This window comes from Fundidesulfovibrio sp. YSD1, from assembly GCF_055397115.1.
In genome coordinates this window covers 3,206,879-3,229,503 of record NZ_AP043666.1, presented here as the reverse complement: position 1 = coordinate 3,229,503, position 22,625 = coordinate 3,206,879, and the positions used below count along the sequence as shown (strand labels likewise).

Genomic DNA, 22,625 nt, shown 5'->3' with positions numbered 1-22,625 from the left:
GCGACTTATCCGCACCTCTGTCCGGATCAACAGTGAAGCCCGCGAAGCCGTTGCCGGGTCAAGGGGGAGGCACTCCCCCTTGCGGGTCCGGGCGGAGCCCGGCGGGTGCAGGACGGAGTCCTGCCGGGGCGTGGGGCGGCGCACCGCCTCAGGCCAGGAGCAGCTTGGCCTCTCCCAGCTGCGTGGCGGCCAGGCGTCCGCCGCGCTCTTCCAGAAGTCCCTCGTCCACGAGCGCGCGCACGAGCATCCGCACCCTGTAGATGGGCAGCCCGGAGGCGCGGGCGGCCTCCTCCTCGGTGCCATATTCGCGAAGCGCGGCAAGCCCCGCGCGGCCAGTCTCGGTCAACGTCCCGTCCGGTTTGAGGCAGGCCATCGGCTCACAAACTCCTTTTGCAGTAGAACCAGTCCACGCAGTCGGGGCCACCGGCGGCCACGCGCTCCTGCGCGGCCTCCTGGGTCCTGGGCGCGGGCACGATCACCTTGTCCCCGGGCCGCCAGTTGGCCGGGGTGCCCACCTTGTGGGCGTCGGTGGTCTGGAGCGCGTCCACCAGGCGCACGATCTCGTCCATGTTGCGCCCTGTTGTCAGCGGGTACCAGATCACGGCCCGGACCACCTGGGCGGGGTCGATGACGAACACGCTGCGCGAGGCCTCGGTGCCGGACTCGCCGGGCATGAGCATGCCGTAGAGTTCGGCCACCTTGCGCGAGAGGTCGGCCACGATGGGGAATTCGATCTTCGCGCCGAAGACCTCCTCGATGCGCCGCACCCAGGCGATGTGCGAAAACACCGAGTCGATGGAGAGCCCGAGCAGCTCGCAGCCTTTTTCCCGGAGCGTGGCGTGGATTTCTGCGAAAGCCAGGAATTCGGTGGTGCACACCGGGGTGAAGTCCGCCGGGTGGGAGAAGAAGACGAGCCAGGAACCCTTGAAGTCCTCCAGGCGCAGCACGCCGTGGGTGGTCTCTGCCTCGAAGGCCGGGGCTTGTTCACCGATGCGCGGGATGCGCGGCGGGCAGGTTGTCTGGTCCATGCGGTCCTCCGTGGGAAGGCGGGGATCGCATTTCATAGCGCAGGCGGGCTTGGAAAGTCCACCTCAGGCGAGGCTCGCGAGCACCATGCGCGTGATCTCCTGGAGGCGCGCCCCGTCGGTCACCTTGCGGCCCTTTTCGCCGCGCACGTAGAAGAGGTCGAACACTTCCAGGCCGTGGGTGTCGATCTTGGCCATGTGCACTTCCAGGCCAAGCGAATCCAGGGCCACGGCGATGTCGTAGAGGAGCCCCAGGCGGTCGGCCGCGCGCACGTCCACCACGGTGAAGTATTCCGAGGCCTCGTTGTCCACCCGCACCCGGGGGCGGATGCCCATGTCCGGCTGTTTGGGGGCCAGCGGGGAGGAGCGCTTCTCCTGGATGCGGTAGTCCAGGGAGAGCTTCCCCGTGAGCGTGTAGCGCAGGGCGCGGCGCACCCTGGCCCAGAGTTCCTCCACGTAGAGCGCCTCGGGCGGGTTGGCGGTCTGGTAGTGGTGGATCTCGGTGCCGTCCTCCCAGAGGAAGAAGTCGGCCGAGCGGATGTTCACCCCGTGCAGGGCCAGCACCCCGGCCATGGCAGCGAAGAGCCCGGGCTGGTGCCTGGCGGCCAGGGTCACGCCCCAGCCGTCCCCGGCAGGGGAGGGTTTGGTCTCGATGACGCCCACGCCGCGCCCTGCCACGCTGGAGGGGCGCATGCGGAAGTCCTCCTCGAGGATTGCGTCCAACTCCGAGACCATCTTCATGTCGGCCAGGATGTCCTGGGCCTCGCGGCCCAGCAGATAGCGCGCGGGCATGGCGTCCAGGCAGGCCTGCATGCGCTCCTGTCCGAACAGGCTCCCGGCCTTGGCGCGCAGGGTGTCGCGCAGGGCCACCATGGCCTGGGCGTCGGAGCGGTCGAAGAGCGCGCCGCCCTCGAGCACTGAGCGGATGCGCCTGGCCAGCCCGCCGATGAGGCTCGCTTTCCAGTCGTTCCAGGCCGAGGGGCCGGTGGCCACTGAGTCGGCCATGGTCAAAAGCAACAGCATGTCCAGGCGCTCGGGCGTGCCCACGCGCCTGGCGCAGGCCGCGAGCACGTCGCGGTCGGTGATGTCGCGGCGCATGGCCACGTCGGCCAGCATCAGGTGCCTGAGCACCAGGAAGGAGACGTCGGACACGGCCTCGGGGTCGACGCCCAGGCGGGTGAGCGCGTCGCGGGCGATGTCCGCGCCCTTCTCGGAGTGGCCGCCGCCCAGGCCCTTGCCGATGTCGTGGAAGATCGCGCCCAGGAGAAGGCGCTCCGGGTGCGGCAGGCGGGCGTAGGTTTCGTGGAAGGGGTGGCCGGGCAGGGCCGCCTTCTTGATCTCAAGGATGGTCTCCACGGTGTGGCGGCCCACCGGGTGGATGTGGAAGACGTCGTACTGCACCATGTGCTGCACCCGGCCGAACTCCGGGATGATGGCCCCGAGCACGCCGGTCTCCAGCATGTCCGAGAGCGCGGCCCCGCCGTGGGGGTCGAGCAGGGCCTTTTCCAGAAGCCCGAAGGCGCGGCGTCCGCCCTCGTCGGTGGCGGCGAAGCTCTCGAAGCCGGGCAGGCCCTTCTCGATGGCGTGGCGCGCGCCGATGGCCAGGGGCTCGCCCAGGCGCAGGGCGTGGCCGAAGATGTCCAGCACGTCCTCGGGGCGGGCTCCCGCCCGGGGGGCGGGGTCGAAGTCGAGCCCGTGGCGCGTGAGCGCGACCTTGCCGCCGAGCGGCCGGGGCGTTCCTGGCTGGACCGGCCCGTGGCCGAGCATGGGCCACAGGGCGCGGCGCAGGATGCGGATCTCGGCCATGACCCGGTGCAGCTCGGTGAGGAAGACCTCCACGTCCTTCATCTCGCCGGAGGCCTCGAACTTGAGCCTCGGGGCCAGGCGCTGCTGGGCGTCCAGGCTCAGGCGGTCCTCCTTGCGGTTCTCGAGGATGTGCAGGTGGTTGCGCACGGTGAGCAGAAAAGAGAGGTGCGAGTCCAGGAGCGAGAGCCACTCCGGGGCCAGCCCGCCGCCGGACATGGCGTCCAGCTTGGAGAGCCAGCGCAGCTGGTGCACGTCGCGCAGGCCGCCCATGGCCTCCTTGAGGTTGGGCTCGAGCATGCCCGAGGCGTCGCCGTAGGCGGACTCGCGGCGCTGGTTGTGGCTTTCCAGCCACTGCTTGAAGCCTTCCGCCCGGCCCTTGAGGAGGCGCTTGTCGCGCTGGGAGGCGAAGTCGTCGAAGACGGCGCGGCTTCCGGCCAGGAAACGCGCGTCGATGAGCGAGGCGAACACCTGCCAGTCGTTCTTGCCGAGCTGCAGGCACTCCTTGACGGAGCGCACGCCGTGGCCCAGGTCCGCGCCCAGGTCCCACAGGGGAAAGAAGAGGGCCTTGGCCAGGTCGCGCGCCTCGCCCGGGACCTTGCCCGCGTAGACAACCAGCACGTCGATGTCGGAGCGCGGGCAGAGTTCGGCCCGGCCGTAGCCGCCCACGGCGACCACCGCGAATGGGGTCCTTGCCGGGGGGAGTTCGCCCACCCGGTCGAGGAAGTATGCGTCGTGGAGTCCCGAGAGCTTGGGGCAGAGGCCCGGGTCGGGTTCGGCCAGGATCCTCGCGCGCCCCGCCTCCAGGCGTTGGGCCGAATCGGGCTTTTTCTCGGGCATGGGGCGTGAAAAAGGGAGGCCGCGCGGGCGGCCCCCCTTTGGTGGTTCGATGCGTTAGATGGCGTCCTTGCCGGTTTCGCCGGTGCGGATGCGGACCACTTCCTCCACCGGGATGATGAACACCTTGCCGTCGCCGACCTCGCCGGTGCGGGCCGAGGACTCGACGGCCTTGAGCACCCCGGGGACGATGGCGGCGTCCACCACCAGCTCGATCTTGATCTTGGGCACGAAGTCGACCTGGTACTCGGCTCCGCGGTAGATCTCCTTGTGCCCGCGCTGGCGTCCGAAGCCCTTGACCTCGGAGACGGTCATGCCCTTGACGCCCGCTTCGGTGAGGGCCTTCTTGATGTCCTCCAGCTTGTAGGGCCGGGTGATGATCTCGATCTTACGCATGGGTTAGGCTCCTTCGTCCTTAGTTCTGGTAGCCGGCTTCGCCGTGCTGGGTCAGGTCCAGGCCCTTGACCTCTTCCTCTTCGGAGACGCGCACCTTCACGATGGCGTTGACGATGGCCAGGATGATCAGCGTGCCCACGAAGCAGAAGGCCCAGGTGGCCACGCAGGAGACGAACTGCACCCACAGCTGCTCGGGGTTGCCGTAGAGCAGGCCGTTGTTGCCGGCCTCGTTGACCTCCTTGGTGGCGAACAGGCCGGTGGCCAGGGCGCCCCAGGTGCCGCCGAGGCCGTGCACGCCGACCACGTCCAGGGCGTCATCGTACTTGAAGATGTGCTTCATGTTAACACCGAAGTAGCAGACCGCGCCCCCGACCAGGCCGATGACGATGGAGGCCATGGGGGTGACGAAACCGGCGGCCGGGGTGATGGCCACGAGGCCAGCGACCGCGCCGGAGGCCAGGCCCAGGGTGGTGGGCTTGCCGCGGTGCATCCACTCGGCCAGGATCCAGGACAGCGAGGCGGCCCCGGCGGCCAGGTGGGTGGTGACGAAGGCGGAGGAAGCCAGGCCGCCGGCGGTCAGGGCGGAGCCGGCGTTGAAGCCGAACCAGCCGAACCACAGCAGGCCGGCGCCCAGGATGGTCATGGGCAGGTTGTGGGGAATGAAGGGCTCGGAGCCGTAGTTCTTGCGCTTGCCCAGGAAGATGGCGAAGGCCAGGGCCGAAGCGCCGGAGCTCATGTGGACGACCGCGCCGCCCGCGAAGTCGAGCGCGCCCATGCCGGCCAGCCAGCCGCCGCCCCACACCCAGTGGGCCAGGGGGTTGTAGATCACCACGGCCCAGATCAGGCTGAAGAGAAGGAAGGCGCTGAATTTGATGCGCTCCGCGAAGGCGCCGGTGATGAGCGCGGGGGTGATGACCGCGAACATCATCTGGAAGACCATGAAGGCCAGGTGGGGGACGGTGTTGGCGTAGGTCTCGTGGGGGGTCTGCCCGACGCCAGCGAGGTTGAGGAAGTCGAGCCCGCCCACGATGCCGCCGATGTCCGAGCCGAAGGCCATGGAGTAGCCCAGAATGGCCCACTCGATGGAGATCAGCCCGATGAGCACGTAGCTGTGCATGAGGGTGGCCAGGACGTTTTTGGAGCGGACCATGCCGCCGTAGAACAGGCCAAGGCCCGGGGTCATGAGCAACACCAGGGCCGCCGAGATGAGAATGAATGCCGTGTCCGCCGCGTTCATCAGAAAAACCCTCCTGTTTTCGATGGTGGCCTTCCGGCGGGACACTCCCGCCGGAGGCCTGGTGCGCGCCTTTTCAAAACCGGGTCGCTCCTGCCTGCTCCGTCCGGTTCGGCTGCACGGCTTCAGAGATAGGGGCGTTTTTACACTTTTGCAAGTTTTTTCTGAAACCGCTCATTTTCAACCAACGCTGTTCAAAAATGTCATTTCAGTCATGTACTGAGGATAAATAGCTTGAATAATAAATTTTTATTTGCAAACAAGCGCCGGAAACCTTCTGCCATTTTTTTACAAGACATGCAAAATTTTTTCATTTTACACCAAAGCTCCATCGACGGGCATAAAACGAGGAAGGAACTCCGCGCGCCGCTTGCCATCCACGCCTGTTTGGGACAAAGAACATAAGGAAGAATCCGACAACTCCCTGGAAAAAATATGGCCGAATCCCCCTCGAATTCACGAGTGATCCTCACGGTGGACGATGATGTGGCGGTCCGCTCCACTCTCGCCGCCTGGATCGAGGATTCGGGCTACGCCGCGCTGGAGGCGTCCAGCGGGGTCGAAGGCCTGGAACTGCTCGCCGAGCGCAAGCCCGACCTCGTGCTTCTGGATCTGCGCATGCCGGTGATGGACGGGCTCACCTTCCTGGAGCACAAGAAGGAGTCCGGCGACGAGACCCCGGTGATCGTGGTCTCGGGCCGCGCCGACCTCCAGGACGCCATCCGCGCCTTCCGCCTGGGCGCGTGGGACTACATCACCAAGCCCATCGAGAGCTTCGACCTGCTCGAGCACGCCGTGTCGGTCATCTTCGAGCGCAAGGAGTTGGCGGAGAAGGTCCGTCGCGCCGAGGCCAAGTACTCGAACCTCGTGCAGAACGTGCCCCTGGTGATCTTCAGCCTGGACGCGAAGCTGGCGCTCAGGTTCGTGAACCGGGCCTGCCGGACCATGCTGGGCTACGCCCAGGAGGAGGCCCTGGCCGAGCCGGACTGGCTCTTCAAGCGCATCCACCCGGAAGACCGCGAGCAGTTGCGCCGCGTGCTCTCCCAGAGCCTGAACGACTGTGGGCTCACATTTTCAAAAACGTGCAGGCTCCTGCACAAGTCCGGGCGGGTGGTGCACGGCATCATCAAGTCCATCCCGCTGCCGGGATGCGGCGAGGAGGAGCCGCGCCAGGGCGTCGAGGGCGTGATCGTGGACATCACCGACCGCCTGATGCTCGAGAAGTACCTGGTGCAGAAGGAGAAGATCAAAACCCTGGGGGCCATCTCCGCCGAGGTGGCCCACGAGATACGAAACCCGCTGGTGGCCATCGGGGGCTTTGCCCGCAGGCTCTTGCGCAAGGAGCCGGGCCAGGCCGAGGCCGAGATCATCTTCGGCGAGTCGCAGCGCCTGGAGCGCATCCTCGACCGCATCCGCGACTACCTGAGCCCCGTGCGCATGCACCGCGCCAAGGTGAAGCTCGCCGACATCGTCCAGGACTGCCTGGAGCTCCTCGCCCCCGAACTGGAGGCCAACGGCGTGGTGCCGAGGCTCGAGACCGACAACGCCGTGTCCACCGTGGAGGAGGACCCGGACCTGCTCACCCAGGTGGTGATCAACCTGGTGCGCTCGAGCATCGGGTCCATGCCGCCCAAGGGGGAGATGTGGATCAGGAGCTTCGCCAGCGAGGGCTTCATGCACGTGGAGGTCGGGGCGGACCAGGCCCGGGCCGTGGAGGACGTGGAGAAGGTCTTCCTGCCCTTCGACGAAGGCGGGGACACCATCGGCCTCCCCTTCTGCTACCGCCTCCTGCGCACCATGGGGGGCTCGCTCTCGTTCGAGCAGAAGGACGGCAAAGGGATGTTCACCATGTCCGTGCCGCGCGCCGGGCTCCGGGGGGCCGAAGCAGGGAACTAGTTTACCGTTTCCGTCATTTTCACTGAAATCGCCAAATTTGTCTCGAAGCGGCCGCACGGCGACGGCGCGAGGGAAAAACGAAGAAGCCCCGGAAGGCGCGTGCGCCTTCCGGGGCTTCTTCATTCAACATTCTTGGGTATCGGGGGGGGGGTGGGTTCGCATCCGCTATAGGCAGTTCCTCCTGTGTGGGTTGCAGGGAGCCTTGCCGAGTATCGCCGCCCGTTCGGCCGTCCGGGCGGAGCTAGGCGCAGAGCGCCTGGTTGAGGTTGCCCTCTATTTTGCGGAACAGCGGATTTTCGCGGCCGAGCTTGCCTTCGACCAGTTCGAGTGCCCGGCCGAACTCTCCGGCGGCCTCGTCCCGGCGTTCGGCCAGCAGGTGCACCAGCCCCAGGTTGTTGCGCAGCTTGGCCTCGTACATGGACGTCCCGGCCTTGCGCGCCAGGTCGATGCCCTGTGACAGAAGGTCGCTGGCGTGATCGAGTTCGCCCGTCTGGCAGGCGGCCATGCCCTCCCGGTTCAGCCGGGTCAGGGCCTTGGCCCTGCATCCGCCGCCGGAGCAACCCGCCTGTTGCTCGGTCATGGGCCGAAGCAGGGTCTGAAACATGTCTCTCGGCCGGGTCTTCTTGCAGCCGATGCTCGACTTCGTGGTCATGGCGCACCTCCATGGCTTTGCGCCGGCACGGCGGGGGCGGACACCACCCAATTCGCTCCGGCCCCGCCATGTGCCGTCGTGCCGTGGTCCCTTCTTAAATGAAAATGATTTTCATTGTCAACAGCCCATTTCGAAAATTCCACCCCCGTGTTAGAAAAAAACATGCACGACCTCGAAGCACTCTGCCTGGACGCAGACCCCCTGGAAGCCTTGCGTGACGCCGCCGGAGCGTACGCCCAGCACGTGGTGGACGGCGGAGCCAACAAGGGCCGCACCGTGGCCAGGCTCCTCGACCTTTTCCCCGCCGCGCGAATCTACGCGTACGAACCGCAACCGAGGCTCGCGCGCAAGCTCGCCCGGCGCTTCGCGGACGAGCCGCGCGTCGCCGTGCGCCATGCAGGGCTCGGCTCCACGCCCGGGCCTCTTCGGCTGCACGTGCTGGAGAGCGCCACGTGCTCGTCGTTTCTCGCGCCCTCGGCAATCCGCGAGAAGCACGCGGACAAGCCCATGGGCGTCGCCCAGGTGGTGGAGGTTTCCGTGGTCCGGCTGGACCAGGACCTGGACGCCGCCCCCGCGGCCATGAAGCTCGACCTGCAAGGCTACGAGCTGGAGGCCCTGAAAGGCGCGTCCGGCGTGCTGGAGGGGGTCAGGGCGGTGCTGTGCGAGGTCTCCTCCCGGGAGCATTACGAGGGCCAGCCCCTGGCCCGGGACGTGATCGCCTGGATGGAAGACAGGGGGTTCACGCTGCTCGGGCTCTACGGCCCGTGGCGGGACGGCTCGGGCGCGCTGGTGGCGGCCGACGCCCTCTTCCGCCGCGCCTGAGCCCGGGGAGCCGCCGCCCCCCGGACGCCCAGGCCCGCGCGCCTATTCGTTGGCGGCGTCGATCAGCATCCTGTCCGGGGTGAAGATCACGTTCTTCTTGCCTCCGGCGGATTCGCTCCTCCACTCGCCTATCCCTTCGAGATAGGCGCTGTCCCTGTTCTTGAGGGCGTTGGTGATCACGGCGCCCACCACCGTGACCACCTGGGCGGCGTCCTCGTCGTTCTTGATGCACTGGGGCATGGCGCTTTTCAGCGCGTTGACGAACGTCCGCAGTTCCGCTGGCATGACGTCCTCCTTGGGTTGGGGTTGGCTGGCGGGAGAAATTTGGGTTCCATCCTACCCCATCGCCAGGGCGATGCAAGGGGGAAACGAAAAAAAGCCCCGCCTGGGCCTGGACCCTGGCGGGGCGACATCCGGGGAGGCCGTGAGGCTTCCCCCGAAATGGCCGGGGCTCAGGCCCCGGAAACATGCGGAACTTCTAGCCCTTGAGGAGCCCGGCGAAGTGCGCGAAGGCCACGCCCTTCCTGGCGGAAAGCTCGGCCAGGAGCGTTGCGAGAAATCCCAGCGCGGCCTGGTTCATGCGCTGGTGGTGCAGCATGATCCCCAGGCTTCCGCTCGAAAGCCCCTCCTCCATCTCGCCGAGCATGGCCGTAAGCGAGGCCTCGGGTGCGGGTTCCTTGCGGGTGTGCAGGTCCATGCGCACGGGGAAGTCCGGCAGGACGGCGGGCGGGTTGGGCCCGGCCCCCACGGTGCGCGAGAGGCCCTTGATGCCGATGGCGGGCATGGCCTCCATGGATTCGCCGTCGCAGCGGTTCCAAGGAGGGGTGAACACGGGCGTGAAATCCCGGCCCATGATCTCCTGAAGCCTCCTGAAGCCCTTGGAGAGGTCCATGCGCTTGTCGCGGGCCGGGCGTGCCTGGCCGAACTCGCGCTTCTTCGTGCCCTCGGGCTCGAAATTCATGTGCCGCCAGCCGTGCTGGCACCAGCAGAAGAGCTCCCCGTCCGGGGCGGCCTTCTTGAGCGCGGCCCAGCGGCTCTGGGTCAGCCACGCGGGCACCACGGCCATGTTCAGGGGCGCGCCCGCCGAAGCGAAGGCGGCGGCCATGGCCGTGAAGGCGTTGCCGGGCACGGCCACGTCGTCGGCCCGGAAGTAGACCACGGCGCGCCCCGAGGGGGCCTTCTCCAGGCCCTTGTCCAGGGCCCGGGCCAGGCGTTCGCGGTGGTTGTCGGGAAGCGCAAGCCAGACGGGAGAGACGTTGTTGGAGACGATCATGGGTGCTCGGTGAAAATGTTGAAACTTTGAGGCCACGGCCACGTCGTGACGAGCGCGGCCGTTCGCCGCGCGCCGTCCAGGCCAGGAAACAAGGGCCTGCCGGAACGCCCGGCCGCCAGAAGCCCGCGCACGAGCCGGGAGAGCCTTCCCGGGTCGAGGTCGGCCTCCTCGAGAAGGCCCAGAAGGCCCATTTCACGCAGCTTCCCGGCGCGGAAGCGCTGCTCCCTGTTCTGGTCGAAGGGCCAGACCAGGGCGGGTACGCCCGAGGCCAGCACGTTCATCGTGGTGTTGTACCCGGCCAAGGACAACGACACATCGGCCGCGGCCAGGATATCCAGGAAGTTCCCGGAGAACCGCGACACGAATATCCTCTCGTGCGCGGAGGAATCGGCCCGTAACCGCTGGAAGGCCTCCTCGTCAAGAAACGGGCCGGTGAAAATCTCGAGCCTCGGCGGATCGTCAGCCATGCCGAAGGGATAGGCTTTCACCGCCGAAAACAGCAGTTCCGAGCCCACCTTGCCTCCTCCGGCGCTGGCCACAACGAGCCTGTCGCCCTCCCCCAGGCCCATCTCCCGGCGCACCTTTTCGCGCGCCCCGGGCGAGGGAGCCTCGGTGACGAAGCCCGTGTAGGCCACGGGCACGGCGATCCCGGACGCCTCGGGAAAGGTCTCCTCCAGGGGGAAGAGCGAAGGGTCAGAGTGCACGAGCAGGCCGTCGAAGAGCGCGTTCAGGCGCGTGAGCACCCGGGCCTGGTACTTGGCCGGGTCCTTCTTCTCCACCAGGATGTCGCGCAGGCTGCACAGCACCCTGGGCCGCCCGAACTCGCCCCGGCGCGCGGCCGAAAGCACCGGCACGAGCTCGAACTCGAAGGCCCTGCGCCCGAAGGGGTAGAGCTCCACCACGAACACGTCCGGGCGTTCGCGCTCCATGACCTCCCGCAGGCGGGCGGCGCGGGCGGCCTTGACCGCCTCCACGTCGCCTTCCGCGAGCATGGCCGAAAACTCCTCGTCCATGGCCAGGGGGGGCAGCTGCTCGCGCACCACGTGCGGCGGCAGCGTCACCGGGACCTCGGGGCCTCCGGTGACGAAGACCACGCGGTGGCCTTCGAGCGCGCGCACGATGGCCAGCGAGCGCATCAGGTGCCCGAGCCCCAGCACGTGCTGGCAATAGAAGACGACTGTCATGTCCGGGCCTCCCCGCCAGGCTTCAAAGGGTCAGGTTGATGCGCTCGACCGCCAGGCAGCCGCCCTGGCAGGAGAGCAGGTGCAGGGCGCGCGGGGCGAGCATCCTGGGTTCGCTCGGCAGGTAGTCCCTGCCGGTGATGGCGTAGAGCACGGCCCGGATCACCCCCTCGTGGGTCACGGCCAGCACGGACTGCCCCTCGTGCCTGGCGGCCAGGGCGGTGAGCGCGTCCCAGGCGCGCGCCAGGAGCTCGCGCCTGTCCTCCCCGCCGGGCGGGCGGAAGGCCCAGCCCAGGGCCTCCTGGGGAGCCAGCGCGCCGGAAAGGCGCAGATCCTCTATGCCCTTGCCGGTCCACTGCCCGAACTCGTGCTCCACGAGTCCGGGCTCGGGCACGGGGGTGAGCCCAAGGCCCCTGCCCACCAGCTCGGCCGTGCGCGCGGCCCTGCCCAGCGGGCTGCAATAGAGGGCGGAAAATTCGTACGGGGCGAGCGTCGCGGCCCAGTTCCCGGCGGCCTCCTCCCCGGCCGGGGTCAGGGGGGAGTCCTGGCGGCCCTGGATGCGCCGGGCCACGTTCCATTCGGTCTGGGCGTGGCGGATGAGCGCGACGCGGGTCATGCGCGCACTCCCCGCCCGCACACACGGACCAGTTCACGCTCCACGGAGCCGAAATTCACGTCCGCGTCGTGGAAGGCGCGCACGTAAGCCGCGCCCTCGCGGCCCATGGCCTCGCGCCTGGGCGCGTCGCCCAGCAGGGAGCGCACGGCGGCAAGAAACGCCCCGTCGTCGAAGGGCGGGGTCAGAAGCGCGGTCTCGCCCCGGCGCACCACCTCGGGGATGCCCCCGTTGTCGAAGGCCACAACAGGCAGTCCCGTGGCCTGGGCCTCCAGGTAGACCATGCCCAGGCTCTCGCGGATGCCCGGGAACACGAACACGTCCCCGGCGGAGAACACCTCGAAGAGCCTGTCGCGCGCCACCTGCCCCAGGAAGCGGTGTCTGCCCGGCAGGTGTTTCCCGGCCAGGGCCTCCAGGCGGGCGCGCGTCTCGCCCGCGCCGCAGAGCACGAGCAGGAAGTCCTCGGCGAGCAGGCCCAGCCGGGTGATCAGGTATTCGAGCCCCTGGGTCTTCACGTCGTCGCGAAACATGGCCGCCGTGACGATGACGGGCCTGTCCCCCGCTCCCCAGGCCAGGCGCAGGGCCTCGCGGGCGGAGGCGTCGCGCGCGAAGGCCCCCGGCTCGATGCCCGGGGCCACGTAGCGCAGGCGCTCCTGGGGCAAAAGCCTGCGCAGGTTCTCCATGTCCAGGAGCCGGTTGGAGAAGACCACGTCCGCGGCCAGCAGGCTCCTTTTGTTGAGCTCGAAGCCCAGGCGCGTGGCCGGGTCCTTGCGGCGCTTGGTGGAGTAGATGCCCTGGAAGATGGCGTAGGGCACGCCCATGCGCCGCGAGGCCCAGGGGCCGATGACGTCCGGCGATTTGTAGTAGGCGTGGTGCGTGAGCCACACGTCGGCCCGGGTCCTGCCCGCGCGCAGGGCCTCCATGAGCGCCAGGGGCCACAGCCAGGGCCTCGAGGCCAGGTTGCGCGCCCGGAAGCGGCTGGCCACCCGCACCTCGTGCCCGCGCGACGCGAGGTGCCGCACGAGCCCCAGGGCCGTGGTCTGGTCGCCGCTGGGCCGGGGATGGTCCAGGGGCTTGAAGGGCGCGTAGAAGGCGACCTTCACGCCGGGCCGCCGGTCAGGGAGCACGCGCGGCGGGAGCGGTCAGCGTGCATGGTTCATGTGGGCGCCAAAGACCGAGGCCAGCTCGCCCACGAGCTTTCTGTTGTCGAAGTGATCAAGCACCCGCTGCCTGGCCGCCGGGATCACCACGGCGCGAAGCTCACCGTCCTCCAGGAGCCGCCTGGCGGCCTGGGCCAGGGCGTCGGGGTCCCGGGGGGGCACCAGCAGGCCGTGCTCGCCGCTTTCGATGAGCTCCGGGATGGCCGAGACCGCCGTGCAGGCCACGGGCACGCCCATGGCCATGGCCTCCACGAGCACGTTGGGGATGCCGTCGCGGTCGCCGTTGCCGCTGACCTCGCAGCCGAGCAGGAACAGGTCCGCGCCGCGCAGGAGTTCCACCACCACCTCGTGGGGCTTGGTGCCCAGCCACTTGACGCGCTCCCCGATGCCGAGTTCCCGGGCGAGCGCCTGAAGCTTCTCGCGGTCCTCGCCCGAGCCCACCAGGGTGAAGCGGAAGTCCAGGCCTTCCCCGGCGAGGCGGGCCAGGGCGCGAAACACCGTGGGCAGCCCCTTCTTGGCCGTGAGCCTGGCCACGGTGAGTATTTCGTAGGGCGACCCGGCGTGGATGCGCGGCTCGCCCGGATCGAAGAGCGCGGTGTCGATGCCGTGGTAGACGCGGTGCACCGTGGTGCCGCCCGTGCCGAGCTTCTCCAGGTGCTCCTTGTTGTAGCCGGTGCAGGTGGCCACGAAGCGCGCCGTGGCCATCTTCTCGCGCAGCCGTTGCGGGTCCTGGGTGTAGATGTCCTTGGCGTGGGCCGTGAAGCTGAAGGGCAGCCCGGTGAGGATGCTCGCGTAGGCGGCCACGGACGCGGGCGAATGCGCGAAGTGCGCGTGCAGGTGCGTGACCCCCGACCCCGGCAGCACGCGCGCGGCCAGATACCCGGCCTGGAGCAGGTGCTTGGCCGTGGCCGCCTTGCGCGTTTGGGCCAGCCTGCGAAGCATCACGCCCAGCCCCTTGAGGTAGCGCGCGGGGCTTTTGGCCAGGCAGGCCAGGTTGGCCGTGAGGAGCCTGCCCACGTTGCCCTGTATCGTCTCGGGCAGATAGTCCACGCGGGCCTTGATGCGCTTGACCGACTCGTGGGTGAAGTCCTCGCGCGGGTGGCGCATGGACAAAATGCGGATGGTGAAGCCCTGCTCCTCCAGGAGCGCGATCTCGTTGGAGATGAACGTCTCGGAGATGCGCGGGTAGCCCTTGAGGATCATGCCCAGGACCCGGGGCGCGCCCTCTTGGCCGGGCCGCCCCGCTGCGGGATTGGTCATTGGTCGATACCCCTGAATTCGGCGAGGCGAGAGCTTATCACTTCGAGCCCGGTGAAGCGGAAGCCGGAGATGCCCCGGCAGCAGGCGCGCGGGTCGCTTATCAACGCCGTGACCTTCTCCCCGAGCGTCCCGGGCGAAAGCTCGGACCAGGGCAGGTACTCGATCAGCCCGTGGCCCTTGAACACCTCGGCGCGGATGCGCTGCTCGAGCCTTGGCTCCTCGCGCGGCACCACCAGGGAGGGCTTGCCCAGGGAGAGGATCTCGCAGGTGGTGTTGTAGCCGCCCATGGAGACCACCACGTCGGCCAGGCCCATGAGCGCCTCCATGCGCCGGTGGAAGTGGTGGAACCTGGCCTTCACCTTGGCCGCGCGCTTGTGCACGTCCTCGCGCATGTGCTTGGGCATGAACGGGCCCGAGACCAGGATGGAGCGGAACGGCGGGCGCTCCATGTTCTCGAGCATGGTCAGGTAGGCGTCCATGAGCGGGTAGCCGTCGCCGCCGCCGCCCGTGGTCACGAGCACGAGGCGCTCCTTCTGGTTGAGGCTCTCCTCCTCGCGCATCTCGGCCACCTTGCCCCGCTTCGGCAGGGTCCTCGGGATGTAGCCGGTGAAGACCATCTTCTCGCTGACCTGGGGCGGAATGTCGTATTCGGCGATGGAATCGTAGTACTCGCGGTTCCCGTACACCCAGATTTCCGAATAGTAATGTTCCAGAACGTCGTAGATTCCCTTCTCGCGCCACTCCTTGCGGGTGGAGTCCGCGTCGTCCATGATGTCGCGCAGCCCGAGGATGGTGCGGCACTGGGGCATGCGCCTCCTGATCCACTTGAGCGTGGGCAGGACCTCGCGCTTGAGCCCCAGCGGGGCCTTGTCCACGATGAACAGGTGCGGCTGGAAGGCCTTGGCCGTGGCCACGATGATGTTGCGGCGGATGTTCAGGGCGTGCCGGGCGCTCAGGCGGATCGAGAGCGGCAGGTACTCCTCGTTGGTCTTCTTGATCATGCCCGGGATGCGCACGAAGTCCACGCCGTCCGGGAAATCGAACCGCCCCACCAGGGGCGAGCCCGTGAGGATGAGGACGTTCACCCCCTGTCCGCGCAGGTGCTGGGCTATGGCCATGGTGCGGCGGATATGCCCCAGGCCGTAGGTGTCATGCGAATACATCAGGATGTTGTACGTGGAGGGCGCGGCCATGGCGCGGGGCATATCCCAATTTTCCCCGCCTGAAAATCCCCGGCTTGCCAGAGTGGAAAGGCTCGGGTATTGCCGTACCGTAGGGTTCGTTGAAATTCGAGCATTTCCGGAGGAGTATGGGCACGGTCTACATTGAAGACCTCAGCCCGGGCATGGTGCTGTCATCCGACGTGCGCAGCCTCCAGGGCAGGCTTCTTTTCTCCAAGGGACTCACCCTGGACGAGCTCTCCATCCAGACGCTCAAGTTCTGGGGAGTCACCGAAACCCTCATCGAAGGGTACGACCAGGAGGGCCTCGACCGCGAGCGCATCAAGGGCCTCGATCCCTCGCTCGCCCGTTCGGCCTGGGAGATCACCTGCCACCGCCTGCGCCTCTCCGACCCGAACCACCCGGCCGTGCGCGAGCTCAAGCGCGTGACCTTCATCCACCTGGTCCAGGGCGGCGGCCCGCTGCCCGCCGAGCCCTCGCCCCTGGCCGCCAAGACGGGCGAACCCAAGAAGAGGCCGGACCTCACGCGCCTCTCCGGCGGGTCCGTGAAGCTGGCCACCCTGCCGCACATCGTGGCCCAGGTTCTGGACTCGCTGAAAAACCCCAACGTCTCCTTCGCCTACGTGGCCGAAATCATCGGCAAGGACACCTCCCTCGCCGCCAAACTCCTCAAGCTGGTCAACTCCGCCCTCTACGGTTTCCCCGAACCGGTGGAAACAATTTCCCGCGCCGTGACCGTGGTGGGCGCGAGCCGCCTGACCAACCTGGCCCTGGGCGTCTCGCTCATCAGCGTGTTCGGCTCCATCCCCCGGGAAATCCTCGACATGCGCTCCTTCTGGCGCCACAGCCTGGCCTGCGGCGTGCTGGCCCGCCTGCTGGCCGTGAACGCGGGGCACCCCAACGAGGAAAGATGTTTCGTGGCAGGGCTCTTGCATGACATCGGCAGACTGGTGATGCTCAAGAACCACCCGGCGCACGTGGCCCAGGCCATCGCCCAGTCGGCCGCCGACGGCAGGCCGCTCTACGAGGCCGAACGCGACCTGTGGTCCTTCGACCACGCCATGCTGGGCGGCAGGCTGCTGGCGGCCTGGAAGTTCCCCAGCGCCCTGGAGCGCGCCGTGGGCGAGCACCACCAGCCGGGGGTGCGCAACATCCACCCCGACGCGGCCCTGGTGCACCTGGCGGACATCATGACCCACGCCCTGGGCTTCGGCCAGAGCGGGTCCAGCGTGGCCCCGGCGCTCTCCCCTGCGGTGTGGGAGCACCTGAACATCCCCGGCAGCGCCCTGGGCTTCGCGGCGGCCCAGGCCGAGAGGCAACTGGAAGACATAGGACACATACTCCTGGCGGGAAATGAAAGCGACGAAGCCCGAGCAGTCTAAGGCGTCCGCCCACAAGGACCGCCTCGCCTACCTCGAAGAGGCCTACCGGCACACTCTGGAGTCCCTGGAGATGGCCGCGTCGCTTGGCGTCCCCGAGGGCGTGAAGCCGCTGGGCACGGTCAAGCAGATCCTGGACGAGACCGCCGCGCGGCTGCGCAAGCTCCTCAAGTTCAAGGCCATGGCCTTCTTTTTGGTGCGCGAGCCCGGGGGAGACTTCTACCTGGCCCGCTGCACCCCGCCCTCCAAGGCCCGGGCCATGGAGGAGGAGATGCGCCTCCTGGTGGAGAGCGGCTCGGCCGCCTGGGCCCTGCAGCGCAAGCGCCCGGTGTTCACCTCCTCCGGGGTCGGCGACGACCAGATGCTCCTGCACTCCATGGCCACGGCCCCGCGCATCAGGGGCATCTTCCTTGGGCTGCTGGGCCAGGACATCAAGAGCATCACCGACACCTCCCTCACGCTCCTGACCATCGTGCTGCGCGGCTGCGCCTCGCTGCTGGAAGGGCTCGAACTCTACGGCCTGCTGCGCCAGGCCAACGACGACCTCAAGTCCAAGGTGCGCGACCTGGAGGACTCCCAACGCTCGCTCAAGCGCGAGATCGAGCGCCGCCGCAAGGTGGAGGAGGCCCTCAAGCACCAAGCCCTGCACGACGCGCTCACGGGCCTGCCCAACCGCACCCTGATCCACGACCGCATCCAGCAGGCCATCAGGCGCTCGCACCGCCGCGAGGGAGTCTACTACGCCCTGGCCTTCATGGACCTGGACAAGTTCAAGCTCATCAACGACACCCTGGGCCACGACGCGGGCGACAAGCTCCTGGTCAAGGTGGGCGAGCGCATCGTGGAGTCCGTGCGCCAGCACGACACCGTGGCCCGCTTCGGCGGAGACGAATTCCTGATCTTCCTGGAGGAGATCGTCGTGCCGGGCGAGGCCATCCGCGTGGTCAAGCGCGTGCGCCAGGCCCTGGCCGCGCCCCTGGACATCGACGGGCACCTGGTGGCGGTCACGGGCAGCTTCGGCCTGGCCTACGGCCCTGTGCGCCAGGCCACCCCGGACAGGCTGCTCAAGCAGGCCAACACGGCCATGCACCTGGCCAAGGAGGCGGGCCGCAACCGCATCAAGGTGTTCAGCGCCAAGATGAGCGGCATGGTCAAGTCCCAGGCCTCGCTGCTCTCCGACCTGCGCCGCGCCGTGGACACGGGCCGCACGAGCGTGCTTTTCCTGCCGGTGCACTCGCCCGGCGCGTGCTCGCTCACCGGGTTCGAGGCCACCCCGTCCTGGCAGTCCAGGCAGAAGGGCACCCTCGCCGGGGAGGAGCTCATGCAGTTGGCCGCGCGCGAGGGCCTGGCCTGGCCGCTGTGGCTCTCCACCCTGGCCAAGGCCCTGGAGGTCGCCGGGGGCTGGAAACGCAACGGCGGGCCGGACGGGTTGGTGATGTCGGTGAGGCTCAACCTCAAGAGCCCGCCGCAGACCGGGCTCTTCGACGCGGTGAAGAAGGCCCTGGACAACGCCGGGCTGCCCGGCGACCGGCTGCGGCTGGAGATCACCGAGGAGGCCATGGTGGCCGGAGGCGACGCCATGGCCGCCCAGCTGGACGCGCTCAAGCAGGCCGGGGTCAGGATGTGCGCCGGGGATTTCGGCGAGCGCTTCTTCGCCTTCCAGGACGTGCACCCGGACCTCTTCGAGAGCCTGAAGATCGACCCGGCCAAGCTGCCGCACGTGTCCGAGGAACGCTCCAAGGCCCTGCTCGATTCGCTGGTGTCAATGGCCCAAGCCCTGGACATGGCCGTGCTCGCCGGAGGCTCCGGCCAGCCCGACGACCCGGCGCGGCCGGAGGGCGAATCCTGCGGCCTCCACGCCGGGGAAGGCTTCGTCAGGCCGCTCACGGCGGGCCAGGCCAGGGAGTTCGCCCTGGGGGCGCTTGGGAAGGGCGGGGGCAAGGCCCCCGGGGGCCAGGGGCAAGGTTGACGGGAATCTTCCGGTGCGGCCTCAGGGCACTTCCATGCCCAGCTGGCGGTATTCGTTCAACTTGTTGCGCAAGGTACGCACGGAGATGCCGAGCAGCTGCGCGGCCTGGGTGCGGTTGCCCGAAGTCTGGTCCAGGCTTCTCAATATCATCTCCCGCTCCAGCACCTCCAGGGGCACCACGCCCTGCGGCATGCGCGCGACTCCGCCCTCCTCGCCCGGCGCGGGCTCGCCCGCAACGCCGACTCCAGCCACGGCAGTGACCAGCTCCATGCTCACCGCGGGTTCGTCCTCCAGGGGGAACTCCTCGCCCTCCAGCAGGAAGTGCGCCTTCTCGATGGGCCCGTTTCCTGCCAGCAGCACGGCGCGCTCCATGAGGTTCTGGAGCTCGCGCACGTTGCCCGGCCAGTCGTAGGCCAGAAGCCAGTCGCGCGCCTCCACGGAGAAGGCCAGGGGCGAAAGCCCGTAGGCCTTGCGAAACTTGTCCACGAAGAACGAGGCCAGGCCCAGGATGTCCTGCCCGCGCTCGCGCAGGGGCGGCAGCTTCAGCGGGATGACGTTCAGGCGGTAGTAGAGGTCCTGGCGGAACTTGGCCTCCTCCACGTACTGCTCGAGCCTGCGGTTGGTGGTGGCCAGCACGCGCACGTCCACCTTCACGGTCTCGGTGCCGCCCACGCGGTCGAACTCGCCCTCCTGAAGCACGCGCAGGAGCTTGGCCTGCAGCCCCAGGTCCATCTCGGAAATTTCGTCCAGCAGGATGGTCCCGCCGCTGGCCAGCTCGAACTTGCCGAGCTTGCGCGCGATGGCCCCTGTGAAGGCCCCGCGCTCGTGACCGAAGAGTTCGCTCTCGAGAAGGTGCTCGGGCAGGGCCGCGCAGTTCAAGGCCACGAAGGGCTTGGCCGCGCGGTCGGAGTGGGCGTGCAGGAAGCGGGCGAACATCTCCTTGCCCGTGCCGGACTCGCCCGAGATGAGCACCGTGGCCTTGGACTTGGCCACCTGCCTGGCCAGGGCCAGCACGCGCAGCACCGCCGGATGGCTGCCGATGATGGCGAAGCGCTCGCCCGTGACGCCCTGCTGCTGAGGCTGCCTGCGCTGCTCCGGGGCCTGCTGGGCGGCGGGCGGGGCGGGGGATTGCAAGGCCTGCTCCCCGGGCGCGGCCTCTCCCGCACGGGGCGCCTGCCCGGCCTGCGCCTGCGGGGCCTCGGGGGCCGGGAGCATGGCCTCGAGCTTCTCCCAGAGAAGCGGCTCCAGCCAGTAGTCGCGCGCGCCCATCTCCAGGAAGGCCTGGGCCTCCTGGGCCGTGCCCCGGTCGGAAAAGACCACCACGGGCGGGAAATCCCCGGCGTCCCTGGCGGCCTCCAGCAGGGCCGAGGCCTGGTAGGCCCCGCCGATCTTGGCCTGGGTGAACACCACCGCCGGGGCGGACTTCTTCAGGTAGGCCAGCGCGCCGGACAGGCTGTCCGCGATGCCAACCTCGAGGCCGGTCTCCTTCAGTCTTGCGAAGAAGGGCGTGACTGCATGTGCCTGCGCCACGAAGAGGATGGAATTTCGCGCCATGTGAGCCTTCTATCCGCAAGTCAAAAGCATTTCAACGGGAACGCAATCTTTTCGCAGGGTTTCGCGCGACCTCTTTCCAGCCCGGAGACGATTGACAATTCCGGCAAATTCGCCACCATTGTCTCCCAGAGAGGTCGATCATGAATCCACTCGAGACGAAATACGGAACCCTGGGCCCGGCCGAGCACGTGGAGACCGGCCCGGACGGGTCGCTCGCGAGCCTTGTCCCGGCAGGGCTCTTCACCCTGGACACGCCACTCGGCAGGCTCACGCCCCAGTTCTCCACCGACGACATGCGCAGGCCCAAGGTGGAGCCGCTGATGTTCCACCCGAATGGGACCCTGCGCGCCATAGCCCTGGAGGAGCGTACCGAGGTGCCCACCCCCCTGGGCCCCATGCGGGCGGAGCTCCTGACCTTCTACCCCTGCGGCAGCCTGCGCCGTGTCTTCCCCCTGAACGGCAAGCTCTCGGGCTACTGGACCGAAAAGGAGGAGGCCGCCCTGGCCGGGCCCATGACCGTGGACACCCCCGCCGGGACCGTCACGGCCAGGCTTGTCGGCGTGCAGTTCTTCCCGGACGGCGGGCTCAGGAGCGTCACGCTCTGGCCCGGGGACACCGTGGAGGCGGACACCCCGGCCGGGCGCATGGCCGTGCGCATCGGGATGTCGTTTTACCGCTCCGGGAAGCTGCGCTCCGTGGAACCGGCCAGGCCCGTGGCCGTGCCCACGAGGCTCGGCCCTCTGGAGGCCTTCGACCCGGACGCCCTGGGCGTGCACGGGGACCTCAACTCCCTGGTCTTTAACGAGGACGGTTCCGTGGCCTCGCTCGGCGCGCCCGGCAACACCGTGGAAGTGACCCTGCCCGGGGGCCGGACCAGGCTCTTCGAACCGGCCAGAACGCCCAACCTCTGCGACGAGAGGCTCATGGACATCCAGCCCTTGTGGATTTCATTCCCTCCGGGCAAGATCGTCTTCGGCCGGGACGAGCCCGAGGGCTTCCCCCTGGCCGGGCACCAGTTCAAGACCGGCAGGCCGCTCACGGCCTTGCTCGGGCCCATTGGATACGACTGCGGCCTCTAGGCCCGGCAAACCCAAAGGACGAGACATGAACTCACCAGAATTCTTCGAAAACGTGAAAGCGAAAACCGTGGCCAACGTCTTCTTCGACGGCAAGGTGGTCAGCCATTCCATCTGGGACGCCTCGGGCAAGCGCCGCTCGCTTGGCGTATGCCAGCCGGGGAGCTACACCTTCACCACGGGCGACCCCGAGATCATGGAGATCACGGCCGGAAGCGTGCGCGCCAAGGTGGACGGGGAGGACGAATGGGGCGTTTACGGGCCGGGCCAGGCCTTCAACGTGCCCGCCAACACCTCCTTCGAGATGGTGGTGGAAGGCGGCGTGGCCCAGTACGTCTGCGTCTTCGGTTGATCAGGCATTCCTCGGGCGGGGCGCCTGCCCGGCGTCCCGCCTTTTTTCGCGGCCAGCGGCCAGCGGCCCGAAGAGGAGCGTGAGCGGCACCAGCACCCACAGCCGCCCGGCGGACACGTCGTAATCCGCCAGCATGGCCGAAAGGGCCATCCCCCGCAGCCAGCCCATGGAAAACTCGAAGCACACGGTCAGCCCGGCCCAGAACGCGCCCAGCGCCAGCAGGCGGGCGCGCCCGGCCACGTTTCTCACGCGCACGAAGCGCCGGATCACCGCCCAGAACACGGCGCACAGGAGCGCGGTGCAGGCCGCCCGAGCCGGGCCGTCCCCGAGGAGCGGGGCCAGGGCGAGGTCGCGGGCCGCACCCAAGGCCACGGCCAGGGCGAGCATGCCGAACCACGCGGCGAGGGCTGGGATCACGGGCATCGCGAGGGCTCCATAACAAAAAAAGGCCGCCCCTGGGGACGGCCTTTTTTGGCAGTTCGCCGCATTAGGCGGCCATTTTCTTTTCCCAGTCCCGCAGGGCGAGCTTGAGAGCGCCGATGGTGAAGACGTCGCAGTCGTAGTCGTCCTTGACCACGGACAGGTTGGGGCGCAGGTCCTCGTTGCTCATCGGGTAGAGTTCGTACACGGACTTGCCCTTGACCATGGTGATCAGGGCCGCCAGGCACTGGCGGCTGTAGAAGCAGCCTTCGGCCTTGCCGCCCGCGTCCACCACCACTTCATCGACGATGCGAAGCTGCACGGTGATGGCCTTCTTGCAGGTGGTGCAACCATGTACACCCTCTGCGTTACAATTATCGACAGGACGAATGACGTCGGCAAAAAGATCCTTCTTGCTCGTTTTCATGGCAATAGCCTCTAATATATAGGAAACAAAGGTTGCTGCCAGGGAGCGCGCACATGCTGAAAGCGAGCGCAGCTCCATGACGGCGCAAGAGACTGGAGGATGGAATAAGACCAAA

The 22,625-nt window shown here is 68.1% G+C and carries 23 protein-coding genes; 7 read left to right on the top strand and 16 right to left on the bottom strand.

Translation table 11 applies throughout. The features are described from left to right. Positions 1–148 precede the first annotated feature (148 nt). From ACZ5V4_RS15045 to ACZ5V4_RS15025, 5 genes are all read right to left on the bottom strand, one after another. Positions 149–346: a hypothetical protein gene (locus tag ACZ5V4_RS15045; RefSeq protein ID WP_464315684.1), complete on the bottom strand. Its 198-nt coding sequence runs from the start codon at positions 344–346 to the stop codon at positions 149–151. Between the two features lie 31 nt (positions 347–377). Further along, the gene (locus ACZ5V4_RS15040) at positions 378–1,028 is read right to left on the bottom strand and encodes a peroxiredoxin (RefSeq protein ID WP_464315683.1); all 651 of its coding nucleotides are present in this window, start codon (positions 1,026–1,028) and stop codon (positions 378–380) included. 63 nt (positions 1,029–1,091) lie between these two features. Next, positions 1,092–3,668 carry a [protein-PII] uridylyltransferase gene (gene glnD, locus ACZ5V4_RS15035; protein WP_464315682.1) on the bottom strand — a complete coding sequence of 859 codons (2,577 nt, stop codon included), beginning with the start codon at positions 3,666–3,668 and terminating at the stop codon, positions 1,092–1,094. Between the two features lie 54 nt (positions 3,669–3,722). Beyond that, positions 3,723–4,061 carry a P-II family nitrogen regulator gene (locus tag ACZ5V4_RS15030; RefSeq protein WP_464315681.1) on the bottom strand — a complete coding sequence of 113 codons (339 nt, stop codon included), beginning with the start codon at positions 4,059–4,061 and terminating at the stop codon, positions 3,723–3,725. A 19-nt stretch (positions 4,062–4,080) separates the two neighbouring features. Continuing rightward, entirely contained in the window at positions 4,081–5,298 is a 1,218-nt protein-coding gene (locus tag ACZ5V4_RS15025) for an ammonium transporter (protein WP_464315680.1), read from the bottom strand. Here ACZ5V4_RS15025 and ACZ5V4_RS15020 point away from each other — a divergent pair. Both ACZ5V4_RS15020 and ACZ5V4_RS15015 read left to right on the top strand, forming a co-directional pair. Beyond that, positions 5,273–5,518, top strand: coding sequence for a hypothetical protein (locus ACZ5V4_RS15020; RefSeq protein ID WP_464315679.1), 246 nt, complete (start codon positions 5,273–5,275; stop codon positions 5,516–5,518). The two genes, ACZ5V4_RS15025 and ACZ5V4_RS15020, sit on opposite strands and share 26 nt — an antisense overlap. Positions 5,519–5,730: 212 nt before the next feature. Next, on the top strand, positions 5,731–7,191 hold the full coding sequence (locus ACZ5V4_RS15015; RefSeq protein ID WP_464315678.1) for an ATP-binding response regulator: 1,461 nt from the start codon (positions 5,731–5,733) through the stop codon (positions 7,189–7,191). A 241-nt stretch (positions 7,192–7,432) separates the two neighbouring features. On the opposite strand, the gene ACZ5V4_RS15010 is transcribed toward ACZ5V4_RS15015, so the two are convergent. Continuing rightward, complete coding sequence (locus tag ACZ5V4_RS15010) at positions 7,433–7,843, bottom strand: tetratricopeptide repeat protein (protein WP_464315677.1); 411 nt, start codon at positions 7,841–7,843, stop codon at positions 7,433–7,435. A 162-nt stretch (positions 7,844–8,005) separates the two neighbouring features. Here ACZ5V4_RS15010 and ACZ5V4_RS15005 point away from each other — a divergent pair, with 162 nt between their 5' ends. Continuing rightward, positions 8,006–8,665, top strand: a complete 660-nt coding sequence (locus ACZ5V4_RS15005; protein ID WP_464315676.1) for an FkbM family methyltransferase — start codon at positions 8,006–8,008, stop codon at positions 8,663–8,665. A 42-nt stretch (positions 8,666–8,707) separates the two neighbouring features. Here the strand turns inward: ACZ5V4_RS15005 and ACZ5V4_RS15000 are convergent, their stop codons facing one another. The 7 genes from ACZ5V4_RS15000 to ACZ5V4_RS14970 form a co-directional block, all read right to left on the bottom strand. Beyond that, entirely contained in the window at positions 8,708–8,950 is a 243-nt protein-coding gene (locus ACZ5V4_RS15000) for a hypothetical protein (protein WP_464315675.1), read from the bottom strand. Between the two features lie 193 nt (positions 8,951–9,143). Beyond that, complete coding sequence (locus ACZ5V4_RS14995) at positions 9,144–9,938, bottom strand: polysaccharide deacetylase family protein (protein WP_464315674.1); 795 nt, start codon at positions 9,936–9,938, stop codon at positions 9,144–9,146. Further along, the gene (locus tag ACZ5V4_RS14990) at positions 9,935–11,122 is read right to left on the bottom strand and encodes a glycosyltransferase family protein (RefSeq protein WP_464315673.1); all 1,188 of its coding nucleotides are present in this window, start codon (positions 11,120–11,122) and stop codon (positions 9,935–9,937) included. Before ACZ5V4_RS14990 ends, ACZ5V4_RS14995 begins: the two co-directional genes overlap by 4 nt. Positions 11,123–11,144: 22 nt before the next feature. Next, the gene (locus ACZ5V4_RS14985; RefSeq protein ID WP_464315672.1) at positions 11,145–11,735 is read right to left on the bottom strand and encodes a histidine phosphatase family protein; all 591 of its coding nucleotides are present in this window, start codon (positions 11,733–11,735) and stop codon (positions 11,145–11,147) included. Then, the gene (locus ACZ5V4_RS14980; RefSeq protein ID WP_464315671.1) at positions 11,732–12,835 is read right to left on the bottom strand and encodes a glycosyltransferase family 4 protein; all 1,104 of its coding nucleotides are present in this window, start codon (positions 12,833–12,835) and stop codon (positions 11,732–11,734) included. The genes ACZ5V4_RS14985 and ACZ5V4_RS14980 overlap by 4 nt, the downstream gene beginning before the upstream one ends. 39 nt (positions 12,836–12,874) lie before the next feature. Beyond that, the gene (locus ACZ5V4_RS14975; protein WP_464315670.1) at positions 12,875–14,152 is read right to left on the bottom strand and encodes a glycosyltransferase; all 1,278 of its coding nucleotides are present in this window, start codon (positions 14,150–14,152) and stop codon (positions 12,875–12,877) included. Further along, a complete protein-coding gene (locus tag ACZ5V4_RS14970) occupies positions 14,149–15,345 on the bottom strand; it encodes a glycosyltransferase family protein (RefSeq protein ID WP_464317839.1) in 1,197 nt (398 codons plus the stop codon). The genes ACZ5V4_RS14975 and ACZ5V4_RS14970 overlap by 4 nt, the downstream gene beginning before the upstream one ends. Positions 15,346–15,497: 152 nt before the next feature. Between ACZ5V4_RS14970 and ACZ5V4_RS14965 the strand changes: the two genes are divergently transcribed. Further along, positions 15,498–16,715, top strand: coding sequence for an HDOD domain-containing protein (locus ACZ5V4_RS14965; protein WP_464315669.1), 1,218 nt, complete (start codon positions 15,498–15,500; stop codon positions 16,713–16,715). Beyond that, positions 16,687–18,681: a putative bifunctional diguanylate cyclase/phosphodiesterase gene (locus ACZ5V4_RS14960; RefSeq protein ID WP_464315668.1), complete on the top strand. Its 1,995-nt coding sequence runs from the start codon at positions 16,687–16,689 to the stop codon at positions 18,679–18,681. The genes ACZ5V4_RS14965 and ACZ5V4_RS14960 overlap by 29 nt, the downstream gene beginning before the upstream one ends. A 21-nt stretch (positions 18,682–18,702) precedes the next feature. Here the strand turns inward: ACZ5V4_RS14960 and ACZ5V4_RS14955 are convergent, their stop codons facing one another. After that, positions 18,703–20,235 carry a sigma 54-interacting transcriptional regulator gene (locus ACZ5V4_RS14955; RefSeq protein ID WP_464315667.1) on the bottom strand — a complete coding sequence of 511 codons (1,533 nt, stop codon included), beginning with the start codon at positions 20,233–20,235 and terminating at the stop codon, positions 18,703–18,705. A gap of 140 nt (positions 20,236–20,375) precedes the next feature. Here ACZ5V4_RS14955 and ACZ5V4_RS14950 point away from each other — a divergent pair, with 140 nt between their 5' ends. Further along, positions 20,376–21,314 (top strand): hypothetical protein, encoded by a 939-nt coding sequence (locus ACZ5V4_RS14950; RefSeq protein WP_464315666.1) that lies wholly within the window; start codon positions 20,376–20,378, stop codon positions 21,312–21,314. Positions 21,315–21,339: 25 nt separating this feature from the next. Beyond that, the gene (ppnP, locus tag ACZ5V4_RS14945; protein WP_464315665.1) at positions 21,340–21,663 is read left to right on the top strand and encodes a pyrimidine/purine nucleoside phosphorylase; all 324 of its coding nucleotides are present in this window, start codon (positions 21,340–21,342) and stop codon (positions 21,661–21,663) included. Here ppnP and ACZ5V4_RS14940 read toward each other — a convergent pair whose 3' ends face one another. Both ACZ5V4_RS14940 and ACZ5V4_RS14935 read right to left on the bottom strand, forming a co-directional pair. After that, positions 21,664–22,086, bottom strand: coding sequence for a hypothetical protein (locus ACZ5V4_RS14940; protein WP_464315664.1), 423 nt, complete (start codon positions 22,084–22,086; stop codon positions 21,664–21,666). It lies immediately after the preceding gene. Between the two features lie 64 nt (positions 22,087–22,150). Beyond that, positions 22,151–22,510: an iron-sulfur cluster assembly scaffold protein gene (locus ACZ5V4_RS14935; RefSeq protein ID WP_464315663.1), complete on the bottom strand. Its 360-nt coding sequence runs from the start codon at positions 22,508–22,510 to the stop codon at positions 22,151–22,153. Positions 22,511–22,625 lie beyond the last annotated feature (115 nt).